23 protein-coding genes are annotated in these 21,038 nt (G+C 63.8%); 16 read left to right on the top strand and 7 right to left on the bottom strand.

Annotation, left to right across the window (positions count from 1 at the left end; genetic code table 11):
* Positions 1-11: 11 nt before the first annotated feature.
* Positions 12-941: an alpha/beta hydrolase gene (locus tag MRY80_RS20115; protein WP_293292894.1), complete on the top strand. Its 930-nt coding sequence runs from the start codon at positions 12-14 to the stop codon at positions 939-941.
* Positions 938-1,426, top strand: a complete 489-nt coding sequence (locus MRY80_RS20110) for a DUF3237 domain-containing protein (protein ID WP_293292893.1) — start codon at positions 938-940, stop codon at positions 1,424-1,426. Before MRY80_RS20115 ends, MRY80_RS20110 begins: the two co-directional genes overlap by 4 nt.
* Positions 1,427-1,459: 33 nt before the next feature.
* On the opposite strand, the gene aroQ is transcribed toward MRY80_RS20110, so the two are convergent.
* A complete protein-coding gene (gene aroQ / locus MRY80_RS20105; RefSeq protein WP_293292891.1) occupies positions 1,460-1,906 on the bottom strand; it encodes a type II 3-dehydroquinate dehydratase in 447 nt (148 codons plus the stop codon).
* 142 nt (positions 1,907-2,048) lie between these two features.
* The gene (locus MRY80_RS20100; protein WP_293292890.1) at positions 2,049-3,035 is read right to left on the bottom strand and encodes a sialic acid TRAP transporter substrate-binding protein SiaP; all 987 of its coding nucleotides are present in this window, start codon (positions 3,033-3,035) and stop codon (positions 2,049-2,051) included.
* Positions 3,036-3,216: 181 nt separating this feature from the next.
* Here MRY80_RS20100 and MRY80_RS20095 point away from each other — a divergent pair, with 181 nt between their 5' ends.
* The 4 genes from MRY80_RS20095 to MRY80_RS20080 all read left to right on the top strand — a co-directional run bounded on the left by MRY80_RS20095 (position 3,217) and on the right by MRY80_RS20080 (position 6,789).
* On the top strand, positions 3,217-3,906 hold the full coding sequence (locus MRY80_RS20095; RefSeq protein ID WP_293292889.1) for an FCD domain-containing protein: 690 nt from the start codon (positions 3,217-3,219) through the stop codon (positions 3,904-3,906).
* A gap of 43 nt (positions 3,907-3,949) precedes the next feature.
* Positions 3,950-4,654 (top strand): GntR family transcriptional regulator, encoded by a 705-nt coding sequence (locus MRY80_RS20090; protein WP_293293060.1) that lies wholly within the window; start codon positions 3,950-3,952, stop codon positions 4,652-4,654.
* A 411-nt stretch (positions 4,655-5,065) separates the two neighbouring features.
* Positions 5,066-5,761 carry a hypothetical protein gene (locus MRY80_RS20085; RefSeq protein ID WP_293292887.1) on the top strand — a complete coding sequence of 232 codons (696 nt, stop codon included), beginning with the start codon at positions 5,066-5,068 and terminating at the stop codon, positions 5,759-5,761.
* Between the two features lie 2 nt (positions 5,762-5,763).
* Positions 5,764-6,789 carry an alcohol dehydrogenase catalytic domain-containing protein gene (locus MRY80_RS20080; RefSeq protein WP_293292886.1) on the top strand — a complete coding sequence of 342 codons (1,026 nt, stop codon included), beginning with the start codon at positions 5,764-5,766 and terminating at the stop codon, positions 6,787-6,789.
* Here the strand turns inward: MRY80_RS20080 and MRY80_RS20075 are convergent.
* Positions 6,786-7,628: a TIM barrel protein gene (locus MRY80_RS20075; protein ID WP_293292885.1), complete on the bottom strand. Its 843-nt coding sequence runs from the start codon at positions 7,626-7,628 to the stop codon at positions 6,786-6,788. The genes MRY80_RS20080 and MRY80_RS20075 overlap by 4 nt on opposite strands.
* Positions 7,629-7,762: 134 nt before the next feature.
* Between MRY80_RS20075 and MRY80_RS20070 the strand changes: the two genes are divergently transcribed.
* The 6 genes from MRY80_RS20070 to MRY80_RS20045 all read left to right on the top strand — a co-directional run bounded on the left by MRY80_RS20070 (position 7,763) and on the right by MRY80_RS20045 (position 14,540).
* A complete protein-coding gene (locus MRY80_RS20070; protein WP_293292884.1) occupies positions 7,763-8,755 on the top strand; it encodes an FAD-dependent oxidoreductase in 993 nt (330 codons plus the stop codon).
* A gap of 11 nt (positions 8,756-8,766) precedes the next feature.
* Positions 8,767-9,591, top strand: a complete 825-nt coding sequence (locus MRY80_RS20065; RefSeq protein ID WP_293292883.1) for an aldo/keto reductase — start codon at positions 8,767-8,769, stop codon at positions 9,589-9,591.
* 303 nt (positions 9,592-9,894) lie between these two features.
* Positions 9,895-10,539 carry a GntR family transcriptional regulator gene (locus MRY80_RS20060; protein WP_293292881.1) on the top strand — a complete coding sequence of 215 codons (645 nt, stop codon included), beginning with the start codon at positions 9,895-9,897 and terminating at the stop codon, positions 10,537-10,539.
* Between the two features lie 469 nt (positions 10,540-11,008).
* On the top strand, positions 11,009-11,983 hold the full coding sequence (gene dctP, locus MRY80_RS20055) for a TRAP transporter substrate-binding protein DctP (RefSeq protein ID WP_293292880.1): 975 nt from the start codon (positions 11,009-11,011) through the stop codon (positions 11,981-11,983).
* A 620-nt stretch (positions 11,984-12,603) separates the two neighbouring features.
* Positions 12,604-13,620: a tRNA dihydrouridine(20/20a) synthase DusA gene (dusA, locus tag MRY80_RS20050; protein ID WP_293292878.1), complete on the top strand. Its 1,017-nt coding sequence runs from the start codon at positions 12,604-12,606 to the stop codon at positions 13,618-13,620.
* 95 nt (positions 13,621-13,715) lie between these two features.
* Positions 13,716-14,540 (top strand): sulfite exporter TauE/SafE family protein, encoded by an 825-nt coding sequence (locus MRY80_RS20045; RefSeq protein ID WP_293292876.1) that lies wholly within the window; start codon positions 13,716-13,718, stop codon positions 14,538-14,540.
* Between the two features lie 11 nt (positions 14,541-14,551).
* Here the strand turns inward: MRY80_RS20045 and MRY80_RS20040 are convergent, their stop codons facing one another.
* Genes MRY80_RS20040 through cobS form a run of 3 tightly spaced genes read right to left on the bottom strand, consistent with a single transcriptional unit; the run spans position 14,552 to position 16,330 of the window.
* Positions 14,552-15,253 (bottom strand): TIGR02281 family clan AA aspartic protease, encoded by a 702-nt coding sequence (locus MRY80_RS20040; protein ID WP_293292874.1) that lies wholly within the window; start codon positions 15,251-15,253, stop codon positions 14,552-14,554.
* A 4-nt stretch (positions 15,254-15,257) separates the two neighbouring features.
* On the bottom strand, positions 15,258-15,494 hold the full coding sequence (locus MRY80_RS20035) for a DUF1289 domain-containing protein (RefSeq protein WP_293292873.1): 237 nt from the start codon (positions 15,492-15,494) through the stop codon (positions 15,258-15,260).
* Between the two features lie 23 nt (positions 15,495-15,517).
* On the bottom strand, positions 15,518-16,330 hold the full coding sequence (gene cobS, locus MRY80_RS20030; RefSeq protein ID WP_293292872.1) for an adenosylcobinamide-GDP ribazoletransferase: 813 nt from the start codon (positions 16,328-16,330) through the stop codon (positions 15,518-15,520).
* A gap of 105 nt (positions 16,331-16,435) precedes the next feature.
* Here cobS and cobT point away from each other — a divergent pair, with 105 nt between their 5' ends.
* Positions 16,436-17,449, top strand: a complete 1,014-nt coding sequence (gene cobT / locus MRY80_RS20025) for a nicotinate-nucleotide--dimethylbenzimidazole phosphoribosyltransferase (protein WP_293292871.1) — start codon at positions 16,436-16,438, stop codon at positions 17,447-17,449.
* Positions 17,450-17,467: 18 nt separating this feature from the next.
* On the opposite strand, the gene MRY80_RS20020 is transcribed toward cobT, so the two are convergent.
* Positions 17,468-19,039: a HAMP domain-containing sensor histidine kinase gene (locus MRY80_RS20020; RefSeq protein ID WP_293292870.1), complete on the bottom strand. Its 1,572-nt coding sequence runs from the start codon at positions 19,037-19,039 to the stop codon at positions 17,468-17,470.
* Positions 19,040-19,213: 174 nt separating this feature from the next.
* Between MRY80_RS20020 and MRY80_RS20015 the strand changes: the two genes are divergently transcribed.
* From MRY80_RS20015 to MRY80_RS20005, 3 genes are read left to right on the top strand one after another with little or no spacing between them, the layout of a single operon-like run.
* A complete protein-coding gene (locus MRY80_RS20015) occupies positions 19,214-19,765 on the top strand; it encodes a thermonuclease family protein (RefSeq protein WP_293292869.1) in 552 nt (183 codons plus the stop codon).
* Positions 19,762-20,397 (top strand): glutathione S-transferase, encoded by a 636-nt coding sequence (locus MRY80_RS20010; protein WP_293292868.1) that lies wholly within the window; start codon positions 19,762-19,764, stop codon positions 20,395-20,397. Before MRY80_RS20015 ends, MRY80_RS20010 begins: the two co-directional genes overlap by 4 nt.
* Positions 20,394-21,038, top strand: coding sequence for a uracil-DNA glycosylase family protein (locus MRY80_RS20005; RefSeq protein WP_293292867.1), 645 nt, complete (start codon positions 20,394-20,396; stop codon positions 21,036-21,038). Before MRY80_RS20010 ends, MRY80_RS20005 begins: the two co-directional genes overlap by 4 nt.

Here is a 21,038-nt window from a genome sequence, read left to right as displayed (position 1 = left end):
CAGGAAAAACAATGATTAACCCGGAACTCGAAGCCTTCCTGGACGTCTGGAACAAGAGCTGGACCGTCCTGCCTTCTGGCGCGACCCCGAAGGAACGGCGTATCCTGTTCGAATATATCGCCGACGACATGGCGCTTCCGCGCCCGGACGGCGTGCAAACATCGGCCCGTTTCGTCCCGAGTGGCGACCGCCTCGTCACTGTCCGCGTCGACCGGCACGCGGAGGGCGGTACGCAGCCCTGCCTCGTCTACATGCATGGCGGGGCCTGGATGCAGGGCAGCCCGATGACCCATGCCGACATCACCATGCGCATCGCCGCCGCCAACCGGCAGACGGTGATCAGCGTCGATTACGCCCTCGCGCCGGAACACCCTTTCCCGCAAGCGGTCCATGAGTGCCGCGACACGGTGCTTTGGCTGCACGAACACGCAGGCGACCTTGGGATCGATGCGTCGAAGATCGCCATTGGCGGCGACAGTGCCGGCGGAAACCTGGCAGCGGCGGTCACGCTCCTGTTGCGTGGCACGCCGCACGCGCCGATGGCGCAACTGCTGATCTATCCCGGCACGACATTCGACATGGATTTGCCGTCCTACACCGAGAATGCCGACGCGCCGCTTCTGAATGTTCGCGGCATGCCGATGGTCAACGCGATGTACGTGCCGGACGAAAACGAGCGCCGCAATCCGCTTGCCGCGCCGTTGCATGCGGAAAGCCATGCGAGCCTCCCGCAAGCCATGATCTGCGTCGCCCAGTACGATCCGTTGCGCGACGACGGGTATGCCTATGCCGACAAGCTGCGCGAGGCCGGCGTGCCGGTCGAGTTCGACGCCGGCGAGGGGCTCATCCACGGCTATCTGCGCGCCATGGAATATTGCGCCGCATCGCGCGAGAGGCTGGATCGGATGTGCGGTTGGCTCGCGAAATGCTACGCGGGATGACCATCGACGGGCCGGCTCTTGTCATGCCGGTAGAGCCGGGACTGGATTTCGCGTTTCGGATCCGAGCCCGGATCGGCGAGGCGCGGTCCGGCGGGCGTTCCCCGAAAGGCGAGAAGCTGCATATTCCGATCATCGGCGGCACGATCGAAGGGCCGATGCTGATAGGCGAAGTTCTGCCGGGCGGATCGGACTGGCCGCTCGTCCGGCGTGACGGCACTTCCGAGATCAGCGCTCGTTACTCGATCGTCGCTTCCGACGGCACGCCCATCGAAGTGCGAAACGAAGGGCTGCGGGTTTCTTCGGCGGCCGTGTTGGCCCGGTTGCGGGCCGGCGAGCCAGTGTCGCCGACGGAGTACTACTTCCGCTCGGTGCCGACCTTCGAGGCTCCGGAAGGGCCGCATGGCTGGTTGAACGACACGATATTTGTCGCGAGCCTCTGCCGCGCGGGGCCGGAGGTCATCGTCGAAATCTATCGCGTGACCTAGATCGCACCCGCCTGCTGCTAGAGTGGCAGCGGATCACTCGCCCTGTTGAGAGACCATTTCGACCATGGCGCCCATGGCCATCCGATATCCGGAAGGGCCGAGCCCGGCGATGACCGCGGTAGCAACGCGCGACACGAGTGAATTGTGATAGATTTCTTCGCGTCGATGGATGTTGGAGATGTGCAACTCGATGATCGGGTTCGGAAACATTTTCAACGCATCCAGGATCGCGATCGAGGTGAATGTGAACGCGGCCGGATTGATGACGATTCCGCTCGCAGACGCATCAATCGCCTCATGGACCCACTCTATGATCTCGTATTCGCGGTTCGACTGACGAAACACCACAGGAATGGAGCCCGCGGCCGAGCGACACATCGCTTCGACTTCGCTGAGCGTCGTGTGGCCGTAGATTTCGGGTTCGCGAGTCCCGAGCCTGTTCAGGTTGGGTCCATTGAGGACGTAGATGGAATTGGCCATTGATCGCTACCGGATTTGGAACGCCGTTAATCCGCCTGGCTAGTCCGCATGGGAATGCGGCAGATCGCGAGGGCGGGGTGCAGGCTCGAGTTGGAATGAAGAACGGGCAGGACGAATCCTGCCCGCCTGCTTGGGAGTGGGATCATTCCACCGCGTTGATCCGGTCGACAATTCCTTCCGGCCAGTCCTTTGCCAGATCCGAACTGAGATACTTCTCCTGCGCGAAGCTCCGAAACGCCTCGACGTCCGGCTTGTAGAGCTTGAGGCCTTCGCTTTCGAAGAATGCCGCAAGTTCGGCCTCGCGATTCAGGTGCTGCTCCGTACTCCACGCGATGGCGTCATCCGCGGCTTTCTGAACTGCCTCCTGCTGCTCTGGCGTCAGTTCGTTCCACGTGTCGAGCGATATGGTCAGCAGGTCGAAGCCGATCAGATGCGAGGTCAGCACGATTTGCTTCATGACCTCGTAGAACTTCATGTTCTGAACGTTGGGCAGGGGGGTGTCCTGGCCGTCGATCGCTCCGGTCTGGAGGGCGGTGTACACCTCTGCATAGGCCACGGGCACGGGATTGGCGCCAAGGGCCGAACCCAGGAACTGCCAGGCTTCGCCGCCCGGCATCCGCAGCTTGACGCCGGACATGTCGTCAGGCGTCTGGATCTCCTTGTCCAGGTTGAGGCCAACCTGACGCGTGCCGAAGAACGTCGGTCCGAGAATTTTCACGCCAAGCTGGTCTTCGACCATCTGCGTCATTTCCTTGCCGACATCGCTGGTGAAGAAGGCGCGCAGATGATCGGCATCGCGGAACAGGTAGGCGGAGGTCAGGACCGACCATGCGGGAACCTGATTGGCGATGTCCTGAGGCGCGATATTGCCCATTTCGAGGTTGCCGCGCTGCAGGGCGACGAGTTCGGTTCCCTGCTTGAAGAGCGTTCCGCCGTAGTAGCCCTTGAACTCGAAACCGTCTCCGATCTCATCGGCGAACTTCTTCATCATCTCAGCCCGGATATCCTGCGGGGAGAACACCGCCGAGAAGTTGAGCTCGATCTTGTCCTGGGCGGCCGCATAAGTCGCGGAAGCTGCCAGCGCGGCGGTCATGCCGGCGGCCATCAGTGCACGTCTGGTGAATTTCATCATGGCATTCCTCCCGGGCCATTCGAGTTCTGAAACGGCGGATCCTTGTGACCAGCGCCGTGACGAACCTGCCATTCGATAATTGCAGGATCAATAGGCATTTCCAAAAATATCATATGAAATTGAAAATATCACTTTATCCTTCGCTTGCCTGAGGGGCGCTTGGAGGTACAATGCGCGCATGACTTCGGCGAATCCTGAAATCGTGCATGTTGGCGGTGAGACGGCGGGCGAAATTGCCTATCGCCAGATTCGCCGGGACATCGTCTTCGGAACGCTGGCGCCTGGAACGCGCCTCCGCCTTGACAGGCTCAAGGATCCGTATCTGGTCAGCGTCAGCACCTTGCGGGAGATATTCAACCGTCTTGCTTCTGAGCGGCTTGTCGTCGCGGAGGACCAGAGGGGTTTCCGCGTGTCTCCCGTGTCGCAGGGTCATTTCCGCGAGATCGCCGCAATGCGCGAGCTTCTCGAGGCGCATGCGCTCAGGCAGTCCTTCGAACAGGGCGACATCGAATGGGAAAGTCAGGTGGTGGCGGCCCACTACAAGCTGGCGAAGATGGAAGCCTTGATCGAGGCAGGCGACACCGGTCACACCGAAGCGTGGAAGCGTTACGACCGGGAATTCCATGCCGCGCTGATTGCCGCCTGTGGGTCCAGAGCGCTGATGGAAACGCATCGCGGCATCTTCGATCACTACCTGCGATACCAGATCGTCGCGGTGATCTACCGTGGTGAAGCCGCGTCTGAGGAGCACCGGCAGCTTATGGAATGTGCCCTTGCGCGGGATGCCAGCACGGCGGCCGCCATCCTTGCTCGCCACATTCGCGCCTGCGTGGACCACACGCTCGACAACGGGCTGCTGTCGGCATGAACGCCGCGCCATGCCGTTCCGTTCGCGAGCCGGAGAAATCTCGATGAAGAGAGAAGCGCCGCCGGTTGGCCAGAACACCGTCTCCACGATCGCCGAGAGCGCCTATTCGCGCATCCGGACGGACATCATCTTCGGAACCCTGCCTCCGGGGCGGCGGCTGAAGCTTGAGCAACTCAAGAAAGACTACGACGCCAGCGTCAGCACCCTGCGTGAGATCCTCAATCGCCTGTCATCGGAGACGCTGGTCGTGGCGGAGGGACAGCGCGGATTCGAGGTCGCGCCTGTCTCGGCGGAACATCTGCGGGAAATCGCCGATCTGAGGCTCTTGCTCGAAGGCCATGCGCTCGAGCAGTCATTCGCAGCCGGTGATGTGGAGTGGGAGGCCCGGGTCGTTGCGGCGCACCACAAGCTGGCCGGGCTGGAGAGCCGCATGAAGAACGGAGATCGCAGCGAGGTAAAGGCCTGGAAGCGCTATGACTGGGAATTTCACCAGGCGCTGATTTCGGCCTGCGGTTCGACGGTGCTCATGGAAACCCATGCGTCGGTGTTCGACCAATATCTGCGATACCAGCTTCTTGCTCTGTCGTTTCGCGGAGACATCGCGGCCGAGGAGCACGCCGGGTTGCGCGACTGTGCCTTGACCAAGGATTCTGTCAGAGCCTGCGAGATCCTGACGCAACATATCCAGGGCGGGGTCGAGCATGCCTTGAGCATGGGATTGCCATTCGGCGGGCCCCGGAAAAAGTAAGCGCCTCATCAGGCTGCTGCGTGAACGGCTGACTGTCTGTTCTTCGGATCGCGGACAACCGCTCGGTATCCGCGCTCATTCATGTGCCGCAAACGCGTCGCTTGCCCCAGTGGATGGCAGAGAACGCTCATAAGCGACGAACAAGGGTCCGCATCGTTCGCCGCAATATTGACATACTGTATGTTACGTGATCAAAGCCGCGCTGATCGCGGCATGTTCAACGTCCAGTGAATGCAGCGCCGGCGCTCTCCGCATCGATGACGCGCCGATCGAAGGCCTATCTGTGGCTGGATGCGGTTTCGCGTTGATGATTGACGGGCCGCATCCCGGCCTGGGCTTCAGGCACGGCGCGGCGCCGGCAATTGGGCAAGTGGCGGCACGGGATTCCGTTTCACGAAGGGAGACAGTCAAATGAGCCTACCGGGAAAAGCCTTCTTGGCGATGTGGCACGATATCGAGCCGGATGCCTGGGCCGAATACATGGAATGGCACACGCGCGAACACATGCCGGAACGGCTCTCGATTCCGGGCTTCCTGGTCGGCAAGCGGCTGATCAACCACACCGTCGATCGCTACCGCTACGGTACGATCTACACGGGGCGCGACGTCGAGGTCTTTCGTTCGCAAGCCTATCTTGAACGGCTGAACAATCCGACCGAGTGGTCCGGCAAGGTGCAGCCTTGCTTCCGCAACTTCCTGCGGGTCGCATGTGACCGGATCGCATCGGCGGGCCTCGGCGACGGCGGGGCCATGGCGACGATCCGTCTCGATCTGCGCGAGGGCGCGGACGACACGCTTGCTGCCGGCGCTGAAGCGCTGTGTGCTTCCTTGCTGAAAGTGACGGGAGCCGCGGCGGTCAGTCTCGGAAAAGCGAGAAACGAGGTTTCGGACATCAAGACTCGTGAGACGGAAATGCGACCCGGCATGTCCGAGGAAGGGTTCGACGTCGTTGTGCTGGTCGAAGGCAGCGGCGCGCCGGAGTTGGAGGCATCTCTGCCCGAACTGCTGCGCGTCATTGCCGAGAGCGATCTTGGCCTCGATCGCCCGAGATCCATTGTCTACAACCTCGCCTATCAGCTGACAGCGAACGACATGGCGGACGCCTGACCGTGAGGGCCGTAGCCAAACTGGCCGCCGCGCCAGGCAAGATGGTGGTTATCGACCGGCCCGAGCCCGTCCGGAAACCCGACGAAGTTCTGGTCAGTATCGCGGCTGCAGGTATCTGCGGAACCGACGTGGCGATCTGGCGCTGGCATGAAGCCGTTGTGGGCCAATACGCTCCGACATTCCCCGTGACCGTCGGTCATGAGTTCGCCGGTCACGTGGTGGAAGCGCCGGCGGACAGCGGCCTTGAGCCCGGGATGCTCGTGGCGATCAATCCTCAGATCGGCTGCGGGCACTGCAAGTATTGTGGTCTGGGCCGGCCAACCCTTTGCGATGATCGCAAGCTGATGGGCGGCCATGTCGATGGCGGCTGGACCGAAATGGTCTGCGTTCCCGTTCAGCAGGTCTTCCCGCTGCCGGAGGGCGTCGATCCGGCCGTGGCCCCGCTTCTCGAACCGATGGCGGTCGCGGTGCACGCTGTTCTGGAACGCGTGCCGGTCCGTGCCGGCGACATTGCGCTGGTGATCGGGGCAGGGCCGATCGGCCTGCTCTGCGGAATTCTCGCTCTTCACGCGGGAGCGGCGAAAGTGGTTGTTACCGGCATTGGAGCGGACGTCGACAGGCTCGCCTTGGCCCGTGATCTCGGCATGCTGCCGGTGGATGTCGACGTATCGGATCCGATAGTGGAAATCGGTTCGCTCGGGGCAGACGTCGTCTATGAGACAAGCGGCAATGCGGCGGTCGCCGAGCAGGCGCTTGCGCTCGCCGGAAAGGCCGGGCGGGTCGCGCTGATCGGCTTGTGCCACGGTCCATCGACCTTCGTCACCACGCCCGCCGTGCTCAAGGAAGTCGAACTGATCGGCTCGCGTGGCTACAACGACCCGACATGGCGCCTCGTCATGCAGGTCTTGCCCGGTGTCGCGATGCAGGTCACGCGCCTCGTGACGCATCGGTTCAAGCTGGAGCAGTTCGAAGACGCGCTTGAGGCGGTCGCGAAGCACGAAGGCGTCAAGATACTGCTGGAGCCTTAATCGGGCGCCTCGGGCGCCCGGTTCCGCTTCATGTCGAAGCCTTCCATTGCTGTCCGCGAGGCGTCGAGGCACGTCCTCGCCCAGGCGGCATGCCCCTGCAGGGATATGCGCCTGTGACTGGGAATCTCCACGCTCACTGTCAGGCTCTCGGGCAGGGCGCCGATGATCCCCGCGAGATCAGCGCCGCCTTCGCCCGGAAGCAGGCGTTCCTCGCGGGCAGTATGGAGAAGGTCCTCGAGCGTCTTGGCCGGTTCCGCAGGGCAATCACAAATCTGGAAATAGCTCATTCGTTCGGTCGGGATCGCGCGGAGATCGTTCAGCGTGGTGTTCGACCGGGCCACGTGGATTGTGTCGATCAGGATCTCGCCGTTCGGCTGGTCCGCCGCAGCGACGACCCGTGCTGCTGCGGCGGCATTGCGCAACGGCGACCATGGCGTGAATTCGAGGTTGACCGAAAGGCCGAAAGGAGCGGCCGCTTCGCAGAGGGCCGCGAAAGTGTCCGTCATTCGGCTCTCGTCCGGGTCGGCTCCCGCGGCGATGACGGTTCGTGCCCTCAGCCGAGCTGCCGCTTGCAGCATCGGCAGCCACGCTTCGACTTCTGAGTGTTCGCCGATGCGCGCAATCTCCACGTCGAAGATCGACAGGCCTGTTTCCTCCAGACACCGCTCCGTCTCGCGCATGAGACGTCGGTCGTCCATCAGCGGAAATGCCTGGCCCCCCGGCAAGGCCGGCATCATTCGAATGCCGACCGAATCATAACCGGCGTCCGCAGCGAGGCGAATCGCCTCGGGCGGCGAGAGTTCAAGGGTCATGTACGAGAGGCAATAGCTGCGGGTCACGAAGGCGATACTCCAGGATGCGGTATGCGGATGCGTCGAAGTGCAGATCATTGACATACAGTACCTCAGATGCCAAGTGTCCCTGAAGTGTGAAATCGTTGATCGGCACGCCTCGGCCTACAGGCAGGAAAACAATGAAAGCGATCGTCTACCTCGGCAAAGCGAGCATGGAGTTGCAGGATGTGCCCGATCCGGTTCCGGGCGAGTGTGACGTTCTGCTTGAGGTCAAGGCATGCGGCATCTGCGGCTCCGACATGCATGGGTATCATGGCCACGATCCGCGCCGCGTGCCCCCGATGATAATGGGCCACGAAGCGGCCGGGATCGTGCGCGGCGGCCGTCTCGACGGGCAACGTGTGGCTCTCAATCCCTTTCTGAGTTGCGGCCGTTGCACGAACTGCGTGTCCGGCAATCCCCAACTGTGCGAGTCGCAGCAAAACATCGGTCTTCCGCCGCATGATGGTGCGTTTGCGCAGCTTGTCGCTGTGCCGGAACGGAATCTCGAGCCGATCCCCGACCACTTGCCTTTTGAAGCTGCGGCATTGGCCGAACCGCTGGCCGTCGCCGTACATGCGGTGAATGTCGGCCGGCGGAGCTTCTCTGGATCGTTCGCGTCAGCAAAGCTCGCCGTCATCGGAGGTGGGGCGATCGGCCTCGCCACCGCGCTGGTTCTCGGCACTGAAGGTGCGCGCGAAGTTCTCCTGGTCGAGACCAATCCCGCCAGGCGCGATACGGCAGAGGCGGCGTCGGGCAAGATCCGGGCCATTGCGCCGGATGAAGAGCCGGATCGTGGCAGCTATGACCTGATCTTCGACGCCGTCGGTGCAACTGCGACGCGCGAGATGGCTTTTCGCATGGCCAGACGCGGCGGCGTTATCGTGCACAGCGGCCTGTTGCCGGGCTCCGCGGGTGTGGATGTGCGTGCATTGACACTGCGTGAGTTGGCCTTCCTCGGGGCATACTGCTACTCGGTTCAGGATTTCCGCCACGCCGTCTACTTGTTGGCCTCAGGCGCCCTGGGGCCGTTGAACTGGGTCGAGACCCGCGCGTTGACGGACGGCAGCCAGGCCTTCGCCGATATGGACGCCGGCCGGGTGGCCGCAGCAAAAATCGTTCTCACTGCCTGAAGGAGACTTCCATGATCTACAGAACCGCGAAGGGCATCACCATGCCCGCGCTTGGGCTCGGCACTTTCGAGCTGACCGGCGATGCCGGGATCTCTTCGATCCGTTCTGCCATCGAATACGGATATCGCCATATCGATACCGCGATCCGCTACGGCAACGAGGCAGAAGTCGGGCAGGCAATACGCGAATCCGGCGTCGCGCGCGACGAGATCTTCGTCACGACCAAGATTTGGTTCGACTCGCTCGCCCCGGCGACTGTGCATCAGCGGATCGGCGAAAGCCTCGACCGCCTGCAGATGGATTATGTCGATCTTCTTCTGATTCACTGGCCGGGGACCGAGGTGCCCCTGGGAGACACTCTGGCCGCGTTCGCCGATGTGCGCGCGAAAGGGCAGACCCGCAGTATCGGCGTGAGCAATTTCACCACTTCATTGCTTGACGAAGCGATCAGCCTGCACGGTGCCGAGTTGGTCGCAAACCAGGTCGAATACCACCCGTTCCTGGCGCAACCGAAAGTGCTGCCTGCGGTTCGCGATGCCGGGATGATTTTCACCGCCTATCTGCCGCTCGCCCGTGGCGCGGTGTTCAAGGATGAGGTGATCCAGGACATCGGTCGCCGCCACGGAAAATCGGCCGCTCAAGTCTCTTTGCGTTGGCTTCTGCAACAGGACTGCGTCGCCGCAATTCCGCGATCGTCCAAAATCGAGAATATCCGCTCCAACTTCGACATATTCGATTTCGAGCTGGACGACGCCGAGATGGCACGTATCGCCGGGCTCGACCGGCAGGAACGGATGGTCGACTTCGACTGGTCTCCGGCTTGGGATACGATCTGAGGTTCGGCATTCCCGGTGCGTTTTCGCGCGCAGCCTCTGCAGCCTTCATTGTCTTGGGAGCCCCTTGTCGGGGCTCTTTCTGCTGCACCGTTCGTGGCGAAATTGGCGAGCGACATGGCGGCGCTCTTTCAGCCATCGGGTTTCACAGTGTTCTGGTGAGGCGCCGAATGCCAGCGGTCGGATGCGCTGGACGTATCTGACATTTCAGATACAATCCGCTCGACTTCGGGCGCGCATGCGCTGGAGGCAACCCGCAAGTGTATGGTTCGCATGAAAAAAACGCCCATCAATCGACCGAAATCTTTGGCTGCCACAGTCGCGGAGAACCTCAAGGAAGCGATTCTGCGTCGCGAGATCGCACTCGGCGAACCTCTTTCCGAGGAGAAGATTGCCGTTGCAATGGACGTCAGTCGAACCCCGGTTCGCGAAGCGCTCACGATTCTGCAGATGCAGGGCCTCATCAACATTCTGCCGCGTCGCGGCAGCATCGTCTTCAAGCCGGATGCCAAGGAACTGCATCAGCTCGTCGATTACCGCCTCAATCTCGAGCTTCTGGTGAGCCGTCTGGCATTGGAGCGGGCGCCGGAAGCGACCCTGGCAGGGCTCAGGGCAGCGATCGGCAAGATGGAAAAGGCCCGCGACGCAGACGACACGTTGGCCTACGCCAGGGCCGACACGCAGTTTCACAACACCTTCTTCGAAAATTCCGGCAATCCGTTCTTTGTCGAGGCCTATGACATTGCTTCGGGGCGCGTGGCCGCGCTTCGCGTGCACCTGTCCACGCGGCTCGATCTCCACCGCTACACGACGTTCGGCGAGCATGTCGAAATTGCCAAGGCAGTCGAGGCCCGTGATCCCGTCAAGCTCGAGCAGCTCATGCGCGCGCATATCGGCGCCATGGAGCCGAACTATTCGCAGGCGCTGAAGATGCTCGATGAGGCGCAGTGAGAATGCCCTCCGCATAGCGCCAAAGGCACATCGAACACCTGCGCTTTCACGGCTCTCCCGGGATGCCTTGCCACGCATCGCCGAGCGCGCATTCCAAGGCATGCTGCGTGAGCTGTAGCCGGTGACGCGCCCATACGTCTGATCCGAATCTCCACAAGCAGTTTCCGCGTTGACCAGGACGTCGTCGCCCGGGACCTCGGCGGTGACTGCTGCCGGCACCCGCCATCGCCAGGCGCCCGCGCGTGCACTGACATACAGTATGCTTAATATTGACATACGGTATGTCACATGTTGATGTTGCGCATGCTTGCTGTTTCGACAGCGCTCTTCGATCGGGCGAGACGGTTTCGCGATTGTCGGTGGAGGCGCGGAGAAAGTCAGGCGTGTGAGCGGGCCAGGGCCCGCTTCAGGCGGATGAGGCCAGGTTCCGGCCTTTTCCGAAGACAGGGGACGCTAAGGGAGGAAGACCATGCGTTTGTTCACCACCATATCCATCGCCGCCATGCTGGCAGCCAGCACCGCACAGGCGGCCGACAAGGTCGAACTCATCTATTCCGACACCATTTCGGAAAACGACACGCGCTCGAAGCTGCTTCGCGATGAGTTCGCGGTCTGTCTCGGGGACGAGTTCGATTTCAAGGAGTATCACGGCGCGACGCTCTTCAAGCAGGGGACCGAGTTGACCGCCATGCAGCGTGGCAATCTCGATATGGGCAACCTCGCGATCTACGATTTCTACAACCAGGTGCCTTCGACCGGCGTGCTCGGCACCGCCTTCCTGTTCCGCGACTACGACCATATGCGCGCGGTCTTCAATGGCGACCTGCTGGACGATCTGTGGGCCGAGGTGGAGGAGAAGGCGCATGTCAAGGTGCTCTCAAGCCCCTATATCGGCACGCGCAACATCTCCTATGTGGGCGACCGTGAATACATGACGCCGGCCGACCTCAAGGGTGTCAAGATGCGCTTCCCGGGCGGCGAGGGCTGGCAGTTCGTCGGCATTGCGATGGGCGCCACCCCGGTGCCGGTGGCCTTTACCGAGGTCTACACCGCGCTTCAGACCGGCGCCGTCGACGGGCAGGACAACGGCTTCCCGCTGACCCACTCGATGAAGTTCGATGAAGTCATCGATCATGTCGGCCTGACCAATCACCTCATCCAGACCAACCAATTCACCATTTCGATGCAGAAATGGGACTCCCTGACCGAGGACCAGCAGGCCCGGATGCAGGAATGCGCGATGAACTTCGAAGCCGCGGTCGACGAGGCGATCATCGAGGAGGAGAACGACCTCCAGGAACAGTTCGCCGCCAACGGCATCAATGTCTACACGCCCGACAAGAAGGCCTTCCAGGACCACGTACTGCAGGTCTACCGTGACTCGAAGTACTCCGAAGACTGGCCGGAAGGCCTTGTCGACGCCATCGTAGCCGTTGGTCAGTAACAGGTGAAGAATGGCAGGCGGGACAATTCTCGCCTGCCATGATTTCAGGGCTCCAAGATGGTCGGGCACCAGCGGATCCCTTTTGGCGCGCTCGGGGCGCGGACAATCTGCTCACGCTTCCGTTTCTCGATCTCAAGCGGGAGCGGTTACGATTTCGGCGCTCTCGATTGAGGCGCGAGTGTTGCTGGCGCGAGCGAAACCTTGGCGTTCCTAGGCGCCAGCGGTTCCGCGCGCCTGATCTCCTCGTTGCTTTCGCGGTAGCCGGGCTCCATCGGGTTCAGATCAGTGCGCTCTTGGTTCCTGCTCGATTTGGAACTAAATGAAGTTGTGTGAGGGCGCCGGGTTGTCCGATCCGATGTTCACATCGGCTGATCCGGGTCTTGGCCATCGATCCGTCTTCGACATTTCCGTGTATCACGCGGGACGATGTTTGAGCCGCGCGTGATGGTGATCGGCGCGATCGATGGTGCAGTTTCGTCCTGGTGCGATCACTCTTCGGTGGTTCTCATCTTGGTGCGCTATCGCCTTTGTCGGCGCAGCATCTATTGTGCTCTCTTGGCAGGCGCGGACGAGTTGAGCCGTGGCGATGCAGGGCCGAAATGAGAAATATGGAATAAGTTTTGGAAAACAAAGGGAAATCGCAGACCTACGCAGCTCGGCGTTTGGCCGTCGCTCCCATGATGGACTGGACGGACAGGCATTGCCGTTTCTTCCACCGCCAGCTGACCCGCCACACGCTGCTCTACACCGAGATGGTCGTGGCCGATGCGGCGATCCATGGCGACCGGGAGCGGTTGCTCGGCTTCGATGACGCCGAACATCCCGTCGCGCTGCAGCTTGGGGGAAGCGATCCGGACAAGCTCGCCGAAGTGACGCGGATCGTGGCGGATTTCGGCTATGACGAGGTCAATCTGAATGTCGGATGCCCGTCGGACAGGGTGCAGTCGGGCACGTTCGGCGCGTGCCTCATGCGCACGCCGGACCTCGTCGCACGCTGCGTCGAGGCGATGAAGGCGGCTGCGCCGGCCTCTTTGCCCGTCACGGTCAAATGCCGGATCGGCGTCGATGACCAGGATCCCGAGCAGGCGTTGTTCGGGCTGGTCCGGCAGGTTGTCGACGCGGGCGCGGACGCGATCTGGGTGCATGCCCGCAAGGCGTGGCTGGAGGGCCTTAGCCCGAAGGAGAACCGGGACATTCCGCCGCTCGACTATGACATCGTCTACCGGCTGAAGGCGGACTATCCCGATCATTTCATCGGCATCAATGGCGGCATCCACGAGCTGGACCAGGCGCACGCCCATCGCGCCCATGTCGACGGCGTCATGATGGGGCGCGCCGCCTATCACAATCCCGGACTTCTGGCGCAGGCCGACCGCGTGATGTTCGCGGAGACGGCTACTGCGCCGGATCTCGCGGACGTGGTCGGTATCATGGCCGACTATGTCGATCGCCACGTGAGGGCGGGCGGCAAGGCGCATCATGTCACGCGCCACATGGTCGGGCTGTTTCACGGCGTCGCGGGCGCGCGCCAGTGGCGCCAGACGCTGTCCACGCGCGGCGTTCTGGCGGGCGCCGACGGCGACGTCTTGCGGGATGCCCTGCGCAACGTCATGCAGGCGGGGCAGGCCGCGGCCTGATTGCGCCAGCGGGCGGCCGCCATGCCGAGTGCCGCTTGCCAAGCGTTGCGAAACCCGCCAAACGGTCCCCCGGAGGGAAACAGGGGTAGTTCTTGATGATTGATGCGACGGTGATGGAAGTCGTGGGGCTCGCCGCGGCCGTTGCAGGCGCCGGCCTTGTCGCAGGGTTTCTCGCCGGCCTGTTCGGGATCGGCGATGGCGCCATCCTTGTGCCGGTCTTCTATCAGGTCTTCGGCCTTGTCGGGATCGACGAGGCGCTGCGCATGCACCTGTCCGTCGGGACGTCGCTCGCGATCATCGTGCCGACCTCGATCAGCTCGTTCATGTCGCACCGGGCCAAGGGCGCGGTCGATATGGAGCTTCTGAAGAGCTATCTCTTCGCCGTGCCGCTGGGCGTTCTCGTCGCGACGCTGATCTTCGCCTCGATCTCCGGCAAGGAGCTGCGCGTGATCTTCGCGATCATCGCGCTCGTCGTCGGCACCCGCATGATCGTCAACCGGCCGGGCTGGCGCATCGGCGACGACCTGCCCAGGGGGGCGGGGCGCTTCGGCATCGGCATGAGCATCGGCTTTCTGTCGACGCTGATGGGCATCGGCGGCGGCGTCCTCAACAACACCTTCATGACGCTGTTCAACCGTCCCATCCACCAGGCCGTGGCCACCTCGGCGGGCGTCGGCGTGCTGATTTCGGTGCCGGGCATGATCGGCTCGATCTGGGCGGGGTGGGGCGAGCCGAACCTGCCGGTCTTCTCCACCGGTTACGTCAACTGGCTGGCCATGGCGCTGGTCATCCCGATCACGCTGCTCGTCGCGCCGTTCGGCGCCCGGCAGGCGCACAAGCTCGGCAAGCGTCAGCTTGAGGTCGGCTTCGGCGTCTTCCTGTTCATCGTCGCGATACGCTTCTTCTACAGCGTCCTTTAGGGCGCAACGGGTCAGTTGCGCAGGATCATCCGGTCGCGCTGGAACTCGAAGGAGGACAGCGTGTCGAGGAAGTTCATGCCCAGCAGGTTGGTGTCCAGCTGGTCGTCGCGGGCGACCAGGGCGACCATGTTCTGACGCTCGATCCCGCCGACCGTGATGTCCACGCCGCTGATCCGCGCGGCGAGCGTGGTTCCGTTGGCGGTCGCGACCGGCACCTGGAAGCTGAGCCCTTCCGGATCGTAGCCGGCCCTGCGCGCGTTCGACTGCGTCAGCACGATGGTCGAGGCGCCGGTGTCGATCATGAAGGGCTGCCTGGCGCCGTTGACCGAGCCGACGACCTCGAAATGACGCCCGTTGCGGTTGATCGTGACCGACAGGTCGCCCTCGGCGCTGGTCGTCGTGACGGCCTGGCCGGGAACCAGGCTGGAGGTCACGCGGCTCGCCGTTTCCTGCAATTCGAAGCGATACTCGTAGCCGACCACCAAAATGACCAGCAGCGCGATCCAGATGCCCGCCTGCTGCGCCATGCGGCCGAAGCGCTGGCCCGAGGCGAACAGGCCGGCGGCAAGCACGGTGGCGAGCAGGCCCAGATAGACCGTTCCGGCGAACTGCTCGTCCGTCATCGGGCCGATCATCGCGTCGTTTCCGTTGAACACGAGCACCAGAAGGCTTGCGCCCAGAACGCCGAAAACGATGAAGGCGAGGATGTTCATGGGTTCAGTTTTCCCCGGACGTTTCGTTCGCCCGCTTGCGCGCCATTCTGCTGCGGCGCGTCTCGCGGCGTGGTTTGCGTTCGACGGTCTCCAGTCGTGCAGGAAGGATAGTCATCAGATCGCGGCGTTTTTCCGGCGAGTAGAGGGTCCACTGCGCGATCTCGTCGCGCGTGCGTCCGCAACCGAAGCAGTAGCCGGTCTTGTCGTCGATAGAACAGACGAGGATGCAGGGTGATTCCATGGTGCGTGTCGGTGTCCGCCCCATCAAGTGGGGATCGAGATCCCCAAGGCAAGACCGGTCAGAAGCATGATCTCGACAATCTGCTGGCTGGCGCCGAGCACGTCGCCCGTCACGCCGCCGATCATGCGCCGGCAGAGGCGCGAGAAAGCCTGCATGGCAGCGAGAGCCAGCAGCAGAGCGGCCGCGGCGTTGACGATGCCCGTCGTCGCCGTCGCCAGAACGGCGAACACGCCCAGGCCGAAGATGGCTGCCGCGCTGACGGCGCTGTCGCTGGGCGCGCCCTGCTCGTGGGCGACGCCCGCGCCACGGGCGTTCGGCATGCTCGCCCAAATCCACACGATCGCCGTGCGCGAACAGGCGGTGACTGCGAGGAGGGCGATACAGGCTGCGAACGATCCATACGCGGCGACGATGGCCGTGAGCCCGGCGACGCGCAGCATCAGGCTGCCGGCGATCGCGATCGCGCCGTAGGTTCCGATGTTGGAGTCCTTCATGATCTCCAGGCGGCGCTCCTTGTCCGCGCCGCCGCCGAACCCGTCGGCGACATCGCCGAGCCCGTCCTCGTGCAGCGCGCCGGTCACCGCGACCAGGGCGAGGACGGCGAATGTCGTGGCCATGATCGCCGGAACGCCCAGCACGTCGAGCACCAGGAGCAACAGCGCCGGCCCCGCGGCGATCAGGACGCCCGCCAGCGGAAAGGCGCGCGCATCGTCGCGCATTACGGAGGCAGGCGCGCTCGCATACCAGCGCGGCGCGACCGGCAGGCGGCTGAGAAAGCCGACCGAACGCATGGTCTGGCCGAGGAGAAGGGTGAGGGGATCCGAGGGTGACGTCATCGGTGTTTGTCTCGCGATTTGGCGATGTTCTGTCGCGCGCAGCGCGCTGTCGTGTATAGGGCAGGGCTACAACACATGCCACCGCATTCGAGAATGGAGCCGAACTTGACCACGGGCCTGCCTTTTGACGATTTCCGCAACCTGCTTGGGGCGCTGCCCGGGCCCGACGAGGCCGCCGTGGCGGCCGTCCGCGAACGCGACGCCCAATTGACGAAGCCCGCCGGCGCGCTGGGCCGGCTGGAGGAAATCGCCGAATGGCTGGCGGCATGGACGGGGCGCCCGCCCGCCGTCACCCGGCCGCTGGTGGCCGTCTTCGCCGGCAATCACGGCGTCGTGGAGCAGGGCGTCGCGCCGTATCCGCCGAGCGTCACCGCCCAGATGGTGGAGAATTTCGCCGCCGGCGGTGCCGCGATCAACCAGATCTGCGTCGCCCACGATCTCGGCCTGAAGGTCTTCGACCTGGCGCTCGACTATCCGACCGCAGACATCACGCAGGACGCGGCGATGGACGAGAAGACCTGCGCGGCGACCATGGCCTTCGGCATGGAGGCGATCGCCGGCGGCGCCGACCTCCTGTGCATCGGCGAGATGGGGATCGGCAACACGACCGTCGCGGCGGCGATCTTCCACGGCCTCTACGGCGGCGAGGCGTCCGATTGGGTCGGCCCGGGAACGGGCTCGGCCGGCGAAATCCTCGAACGCAAGATCGACGCCGTCGCGCGCGCCGTCGCTCTGCACAAGCCGCATCTGGGCGATCCTTTGGAAGTGCTCCGCAGGCTCGGCGGCCGCGAGATCGCCGCGATGGCGGGTGCGATCCTGGCCGCGCGCATGGAGCGCGTGCCGGTCATCATCGACGGTTTCGTCGCGACCGCCGCCGCCGCGGTCCTGCATGCAGCGAACCCGGCGGCACTCGACCACTGTCTCGCCGGGCACGTTTCGGCCGAGCCGGCCCATGCGATGGCGTTGAAGAAGATCGGCAAGGAGCCGCTGCTGTCGCTTGGCATGCGGCTGGGCGAGGGAACGGGCGCCGCGCTCGCGACCGGCATCGTCAAGGCCGCCGCGCTCTGCCACACCGGCATGGCGACCTTCGAACAGGCCGGCGTCAGCGAAAAAGGCTGAAGCTGGGGCGAAAGGCGGTCAGTTGCCGCCGACAGCGGCGAGGCGGGCCCCGCTGGGACGGCCCGTCGCTCCCGCCGCCTGCGTCCGGTCTTCCACGGGCGCGGCCGGCAGTTCGTCCATGACGCGATTGGCGGGGAAGATCACGAGCGCTTCCGTGCCCTCGCGCAGCTTCGACTTCAGCTTGAACACGCCGTCATGCATCGCCATCAGCGCCTGAACGATCGGAAGGCCGAGACCGGTCCCCTGTTCGGCGCTCTTGATCGCGATCGAACCCTGGCCGAAGGCTGACAGCACCACCGGGATCTCCGCTTCCGGGATTCCGGGGCCGTTGTCCCTGACGGACACATATTGTCCGCCGGACGCGGTCCAGCCCGTCTTCACCTGAATATGCCCGCCCGAAGGCGTGAACTTGACAGCGTTGGAGAGCAGGTTCAGCGCGACCTGGCGGATGGACCGTTCGTCGGCGAGCAGGCGCGGCATGCCGGGCTCGAAGGCGTGGTCGATCTGGATCGTCTTCTGGGTCGCCTTCATCCGCACCAGGCCGATGCAGTCCTCGACGATCTCGGTCAGTCGCAGCGGCTCCTCGACGAGTTCCTGCTTGCCCGCCTCGATCCGGCTGAGGTCGAGGATCTCGTTGATCAGCTTGAGCAGGTGCTGGCCCGACTGGTTGATGTCGTTGGCGTAGGAGCGGTAGTTCTCGTTGTCGAGCGGGCCGAGCACTTCCTTGGCCATCACCTCCGAGAAGCCCAGGATGGCATTGAGCGGCGTGCGCAATTCGTGGCTCATCGAGGCGAGGAAGCGCGATTTGGCCAGGTTCGCGTCCTCCGCGCGCCGTCGCGCCTCCTCGGATATCGAGCGCGCCATCTCGAGTTCGGCGATCAGGGCGTTGTTTTCGCTTCGGAAACTGAGTGACGCCAGGCTCGCCTTGCGAAGCCGGATCGCGATGAACGAGAAGAACAGCATCGCGGCGAGCAGTCCCGCCGAAGCCACAAGCGCCGTGGTCTGCACGACAGCGTCATGCGCGATCGCGAGGGCCACGACGGGCAGGGCGAATTCGGCGACCACCGACCAGCGCAGATTGTAGTTGATCGTCGCACTGGCCGCCATTGCGACCAGCATGGCGATCGCCTTGAACATCAGCACTTGCGTATCGGACCAGACCGCCGAGTCGACGAAGGCGAACCAGGACCAGCCGAAGCCGAGCGTCACATGCACGGCGGCAAACGCCGTGATCCACCGTTGCAGCGTGCGCGGATCGCGCTTCTGCGCGACATAGCGCCGGCCGAGCAGGCCGAGACCGATATAGAGCAGCGAGGCGACGACCGCCCACAGGAGGATCATGATCGAGAAACCGACCATCGCTCCGCCGAAGCCGATCATCACGGCCAGCAGCACGAGGGCCAGCGTTCCCGACTGGACGGTGCGTGCGTAGAGCGCCAGAAGTTCGCTGTCGAAACCGGGATCGGAGATGCCCTGTTCGGCCAAACGGTCGCGCGTCTTGCGAACGGCATTGCGCACATCGCTGTTGCGATATGACTTTCGCCGGTCAACAATGATCTTGTCGGGCAATTCCGACGGCGATTGGCTCATGGTTTCAACAGGTTAGGTGTTGGGTGTTGGTCAGTCGCAATTCGGATGGGTGAATGAAGATTATTGCCAAATCCTTAAGAACTTCCTTCAAATCGAAGAGTGTCGATGGCGCGATGGCGAAGACGGGGCAGGGATCGGCGGTCCGGTGTCCGGCGACTGGCTGAAACGGCCGGCGTGATCGCCCTTTTTGCGCTGGTGGCGGTCGCTGCGGCGGTCCTCGACGAGATGTCGATGAGGACCCTGAGCGGCCCTGCGCGGGTCGTCGATGGCGACACGCTCGCGTTGGGCGGCGAGCGCGTCCGCCTGGCCGGGATCGATGCGCCGGAACACGACCAGACCTGTCGCCGCGATGGCGTTGAGTACGCCTGCGGCCGGGCCTCGCGCGAATATCTGGCCACGCTGGTCGGAGGTGGAGACATCTCCTGTCGCGGCAATGAAAGAGACCGCTACGGCCGGCTTCTGGCCCGCTGCGTCGCCGGGAACGTCGAACTTGCCGCTGCGATGGTCCTGGCGGGCTGGGCCGTCTCGGCGGATGGCTATGCGCAAGAGCAACGCGAGGCGAGGCGGCAATCGGCCGGCATATGGGCGGGATCGTTTATGCCGCCCGCCGAATGGCGGGCCAGTCGCGGCGGAACCGCGGATATCGGTGCGGCAGGCATGGCCGAGAGGCTTCTTCAAAGGTTAAGGTCGCTCTTCGGATCGCGCGGCCAGGGAGGTGACGCATGACGCAGCCGGATTTCTCCGATCACAAGCTCTATGACGGAGGGCGGGCGCCCAATCCGCGACGCGTGCGGATCTATCTCGCCGAAAAGGGCATCGCCGTGCCGCTGGCGCCCATCGACATGGGTGCGCTGGGCCACAAGGCGCCGGAGATCGCGTCGCGCAACCCGATGATGCGGCTGCCGGTGCTGGAAACGGGCGACGGGCGCGTGCTGAGCGAGTCGATCGCGATCTGCCGCTACTTCGAACTGATCTGCCCGCAGCCGCCTCTGTTCGGCGAAGGAGCGTTCGGGCAGGCGGCCGTGGAGATGTGGCAGCGCAGGGTCGAACTGCATTTTCTTTTTCCGGTGGCGCAGGCCTTTCGCCACACTCATCCCGCGATGCAGGAATGGGAAGTCCCGCAGGTCGCCGACTGGGGAGAGGCGAACAAGCCGAAGGCGATCGAATTCGCCGGACTCCTCAACGAGGAACTCGCCGGTCGCGCCTTCATCGCCGGCGATACGCTCACCGTCGCCGACATCACCGCCGTGGTAGCGGCAGATTTCTGCAAGCCGGCCCGGATCCGCGTTCCCGAGGAGTTCGAGCATTTTCATCGGTGGTACGAGGCGATGCGCCAACGGCCCAGCTATAGCGCATGAGCGAACCGCTTCCGGCATTGATGGGCGAAATCCGGGCCTGCCGGATCTGTCGCGAGGCGCCGCAATACGGACGGGCCTTGCCGCACGAGCCCAATCCGGTCTGTGTGCCGTCGGCGACGGCGCGAATATGCATTTGCGGGCAGGCGCCCGGGACGCGCGTTCATCAGTCCGGCCGGCCGTTCACCGACCCGTCGGGCGTGCGGCTGCGCGACTGGCTGGGGATCGGCGAGGACGTCTTCTACGATCCGAACCGCATCTCGATCGTTCCGATGGGGTTCTGCTTTCCCGGTCACGACGCCAAGGGCGGCGACCTGCCGCCGCGCCGGGAGTGCCGCAGGCACTGGCATGACCGCCTGTTCGCGGCGATGCCGCAGATCGAGCTGATCGTCGCGGTCGGGCGGTATGCGCAGGACTATCACATGGGCGACAGGGCCGGGCGCACGCTCACCGAAACGGTGATGAATTGGCGCGCGGTCTACGACACGCCCGAGGCCGGTCGGCCGCGCATTCTGCCGCTGCCGCATCCCTCGTGGCGCAACAATGCCTGGCTCAAGGCGCATCCCTGGTTCGAGGCCGAGCTCCTGCCGGTCTTGCGCGGGGAGGTGGACAGGCTCGCTTGCGGACCGGTGATGCACACTTGA

This window comes from Oricola sp. (assembly GCF_022763245.1).
Lineage (GTDB): Bacteria > Pseudomonadota > Alphaproteobacteria > Rhizobiales > Rhizobiaceae > Oricola.
This window is presented reverse-complemented; position numbering and strand designations above follow the sequence as displayed.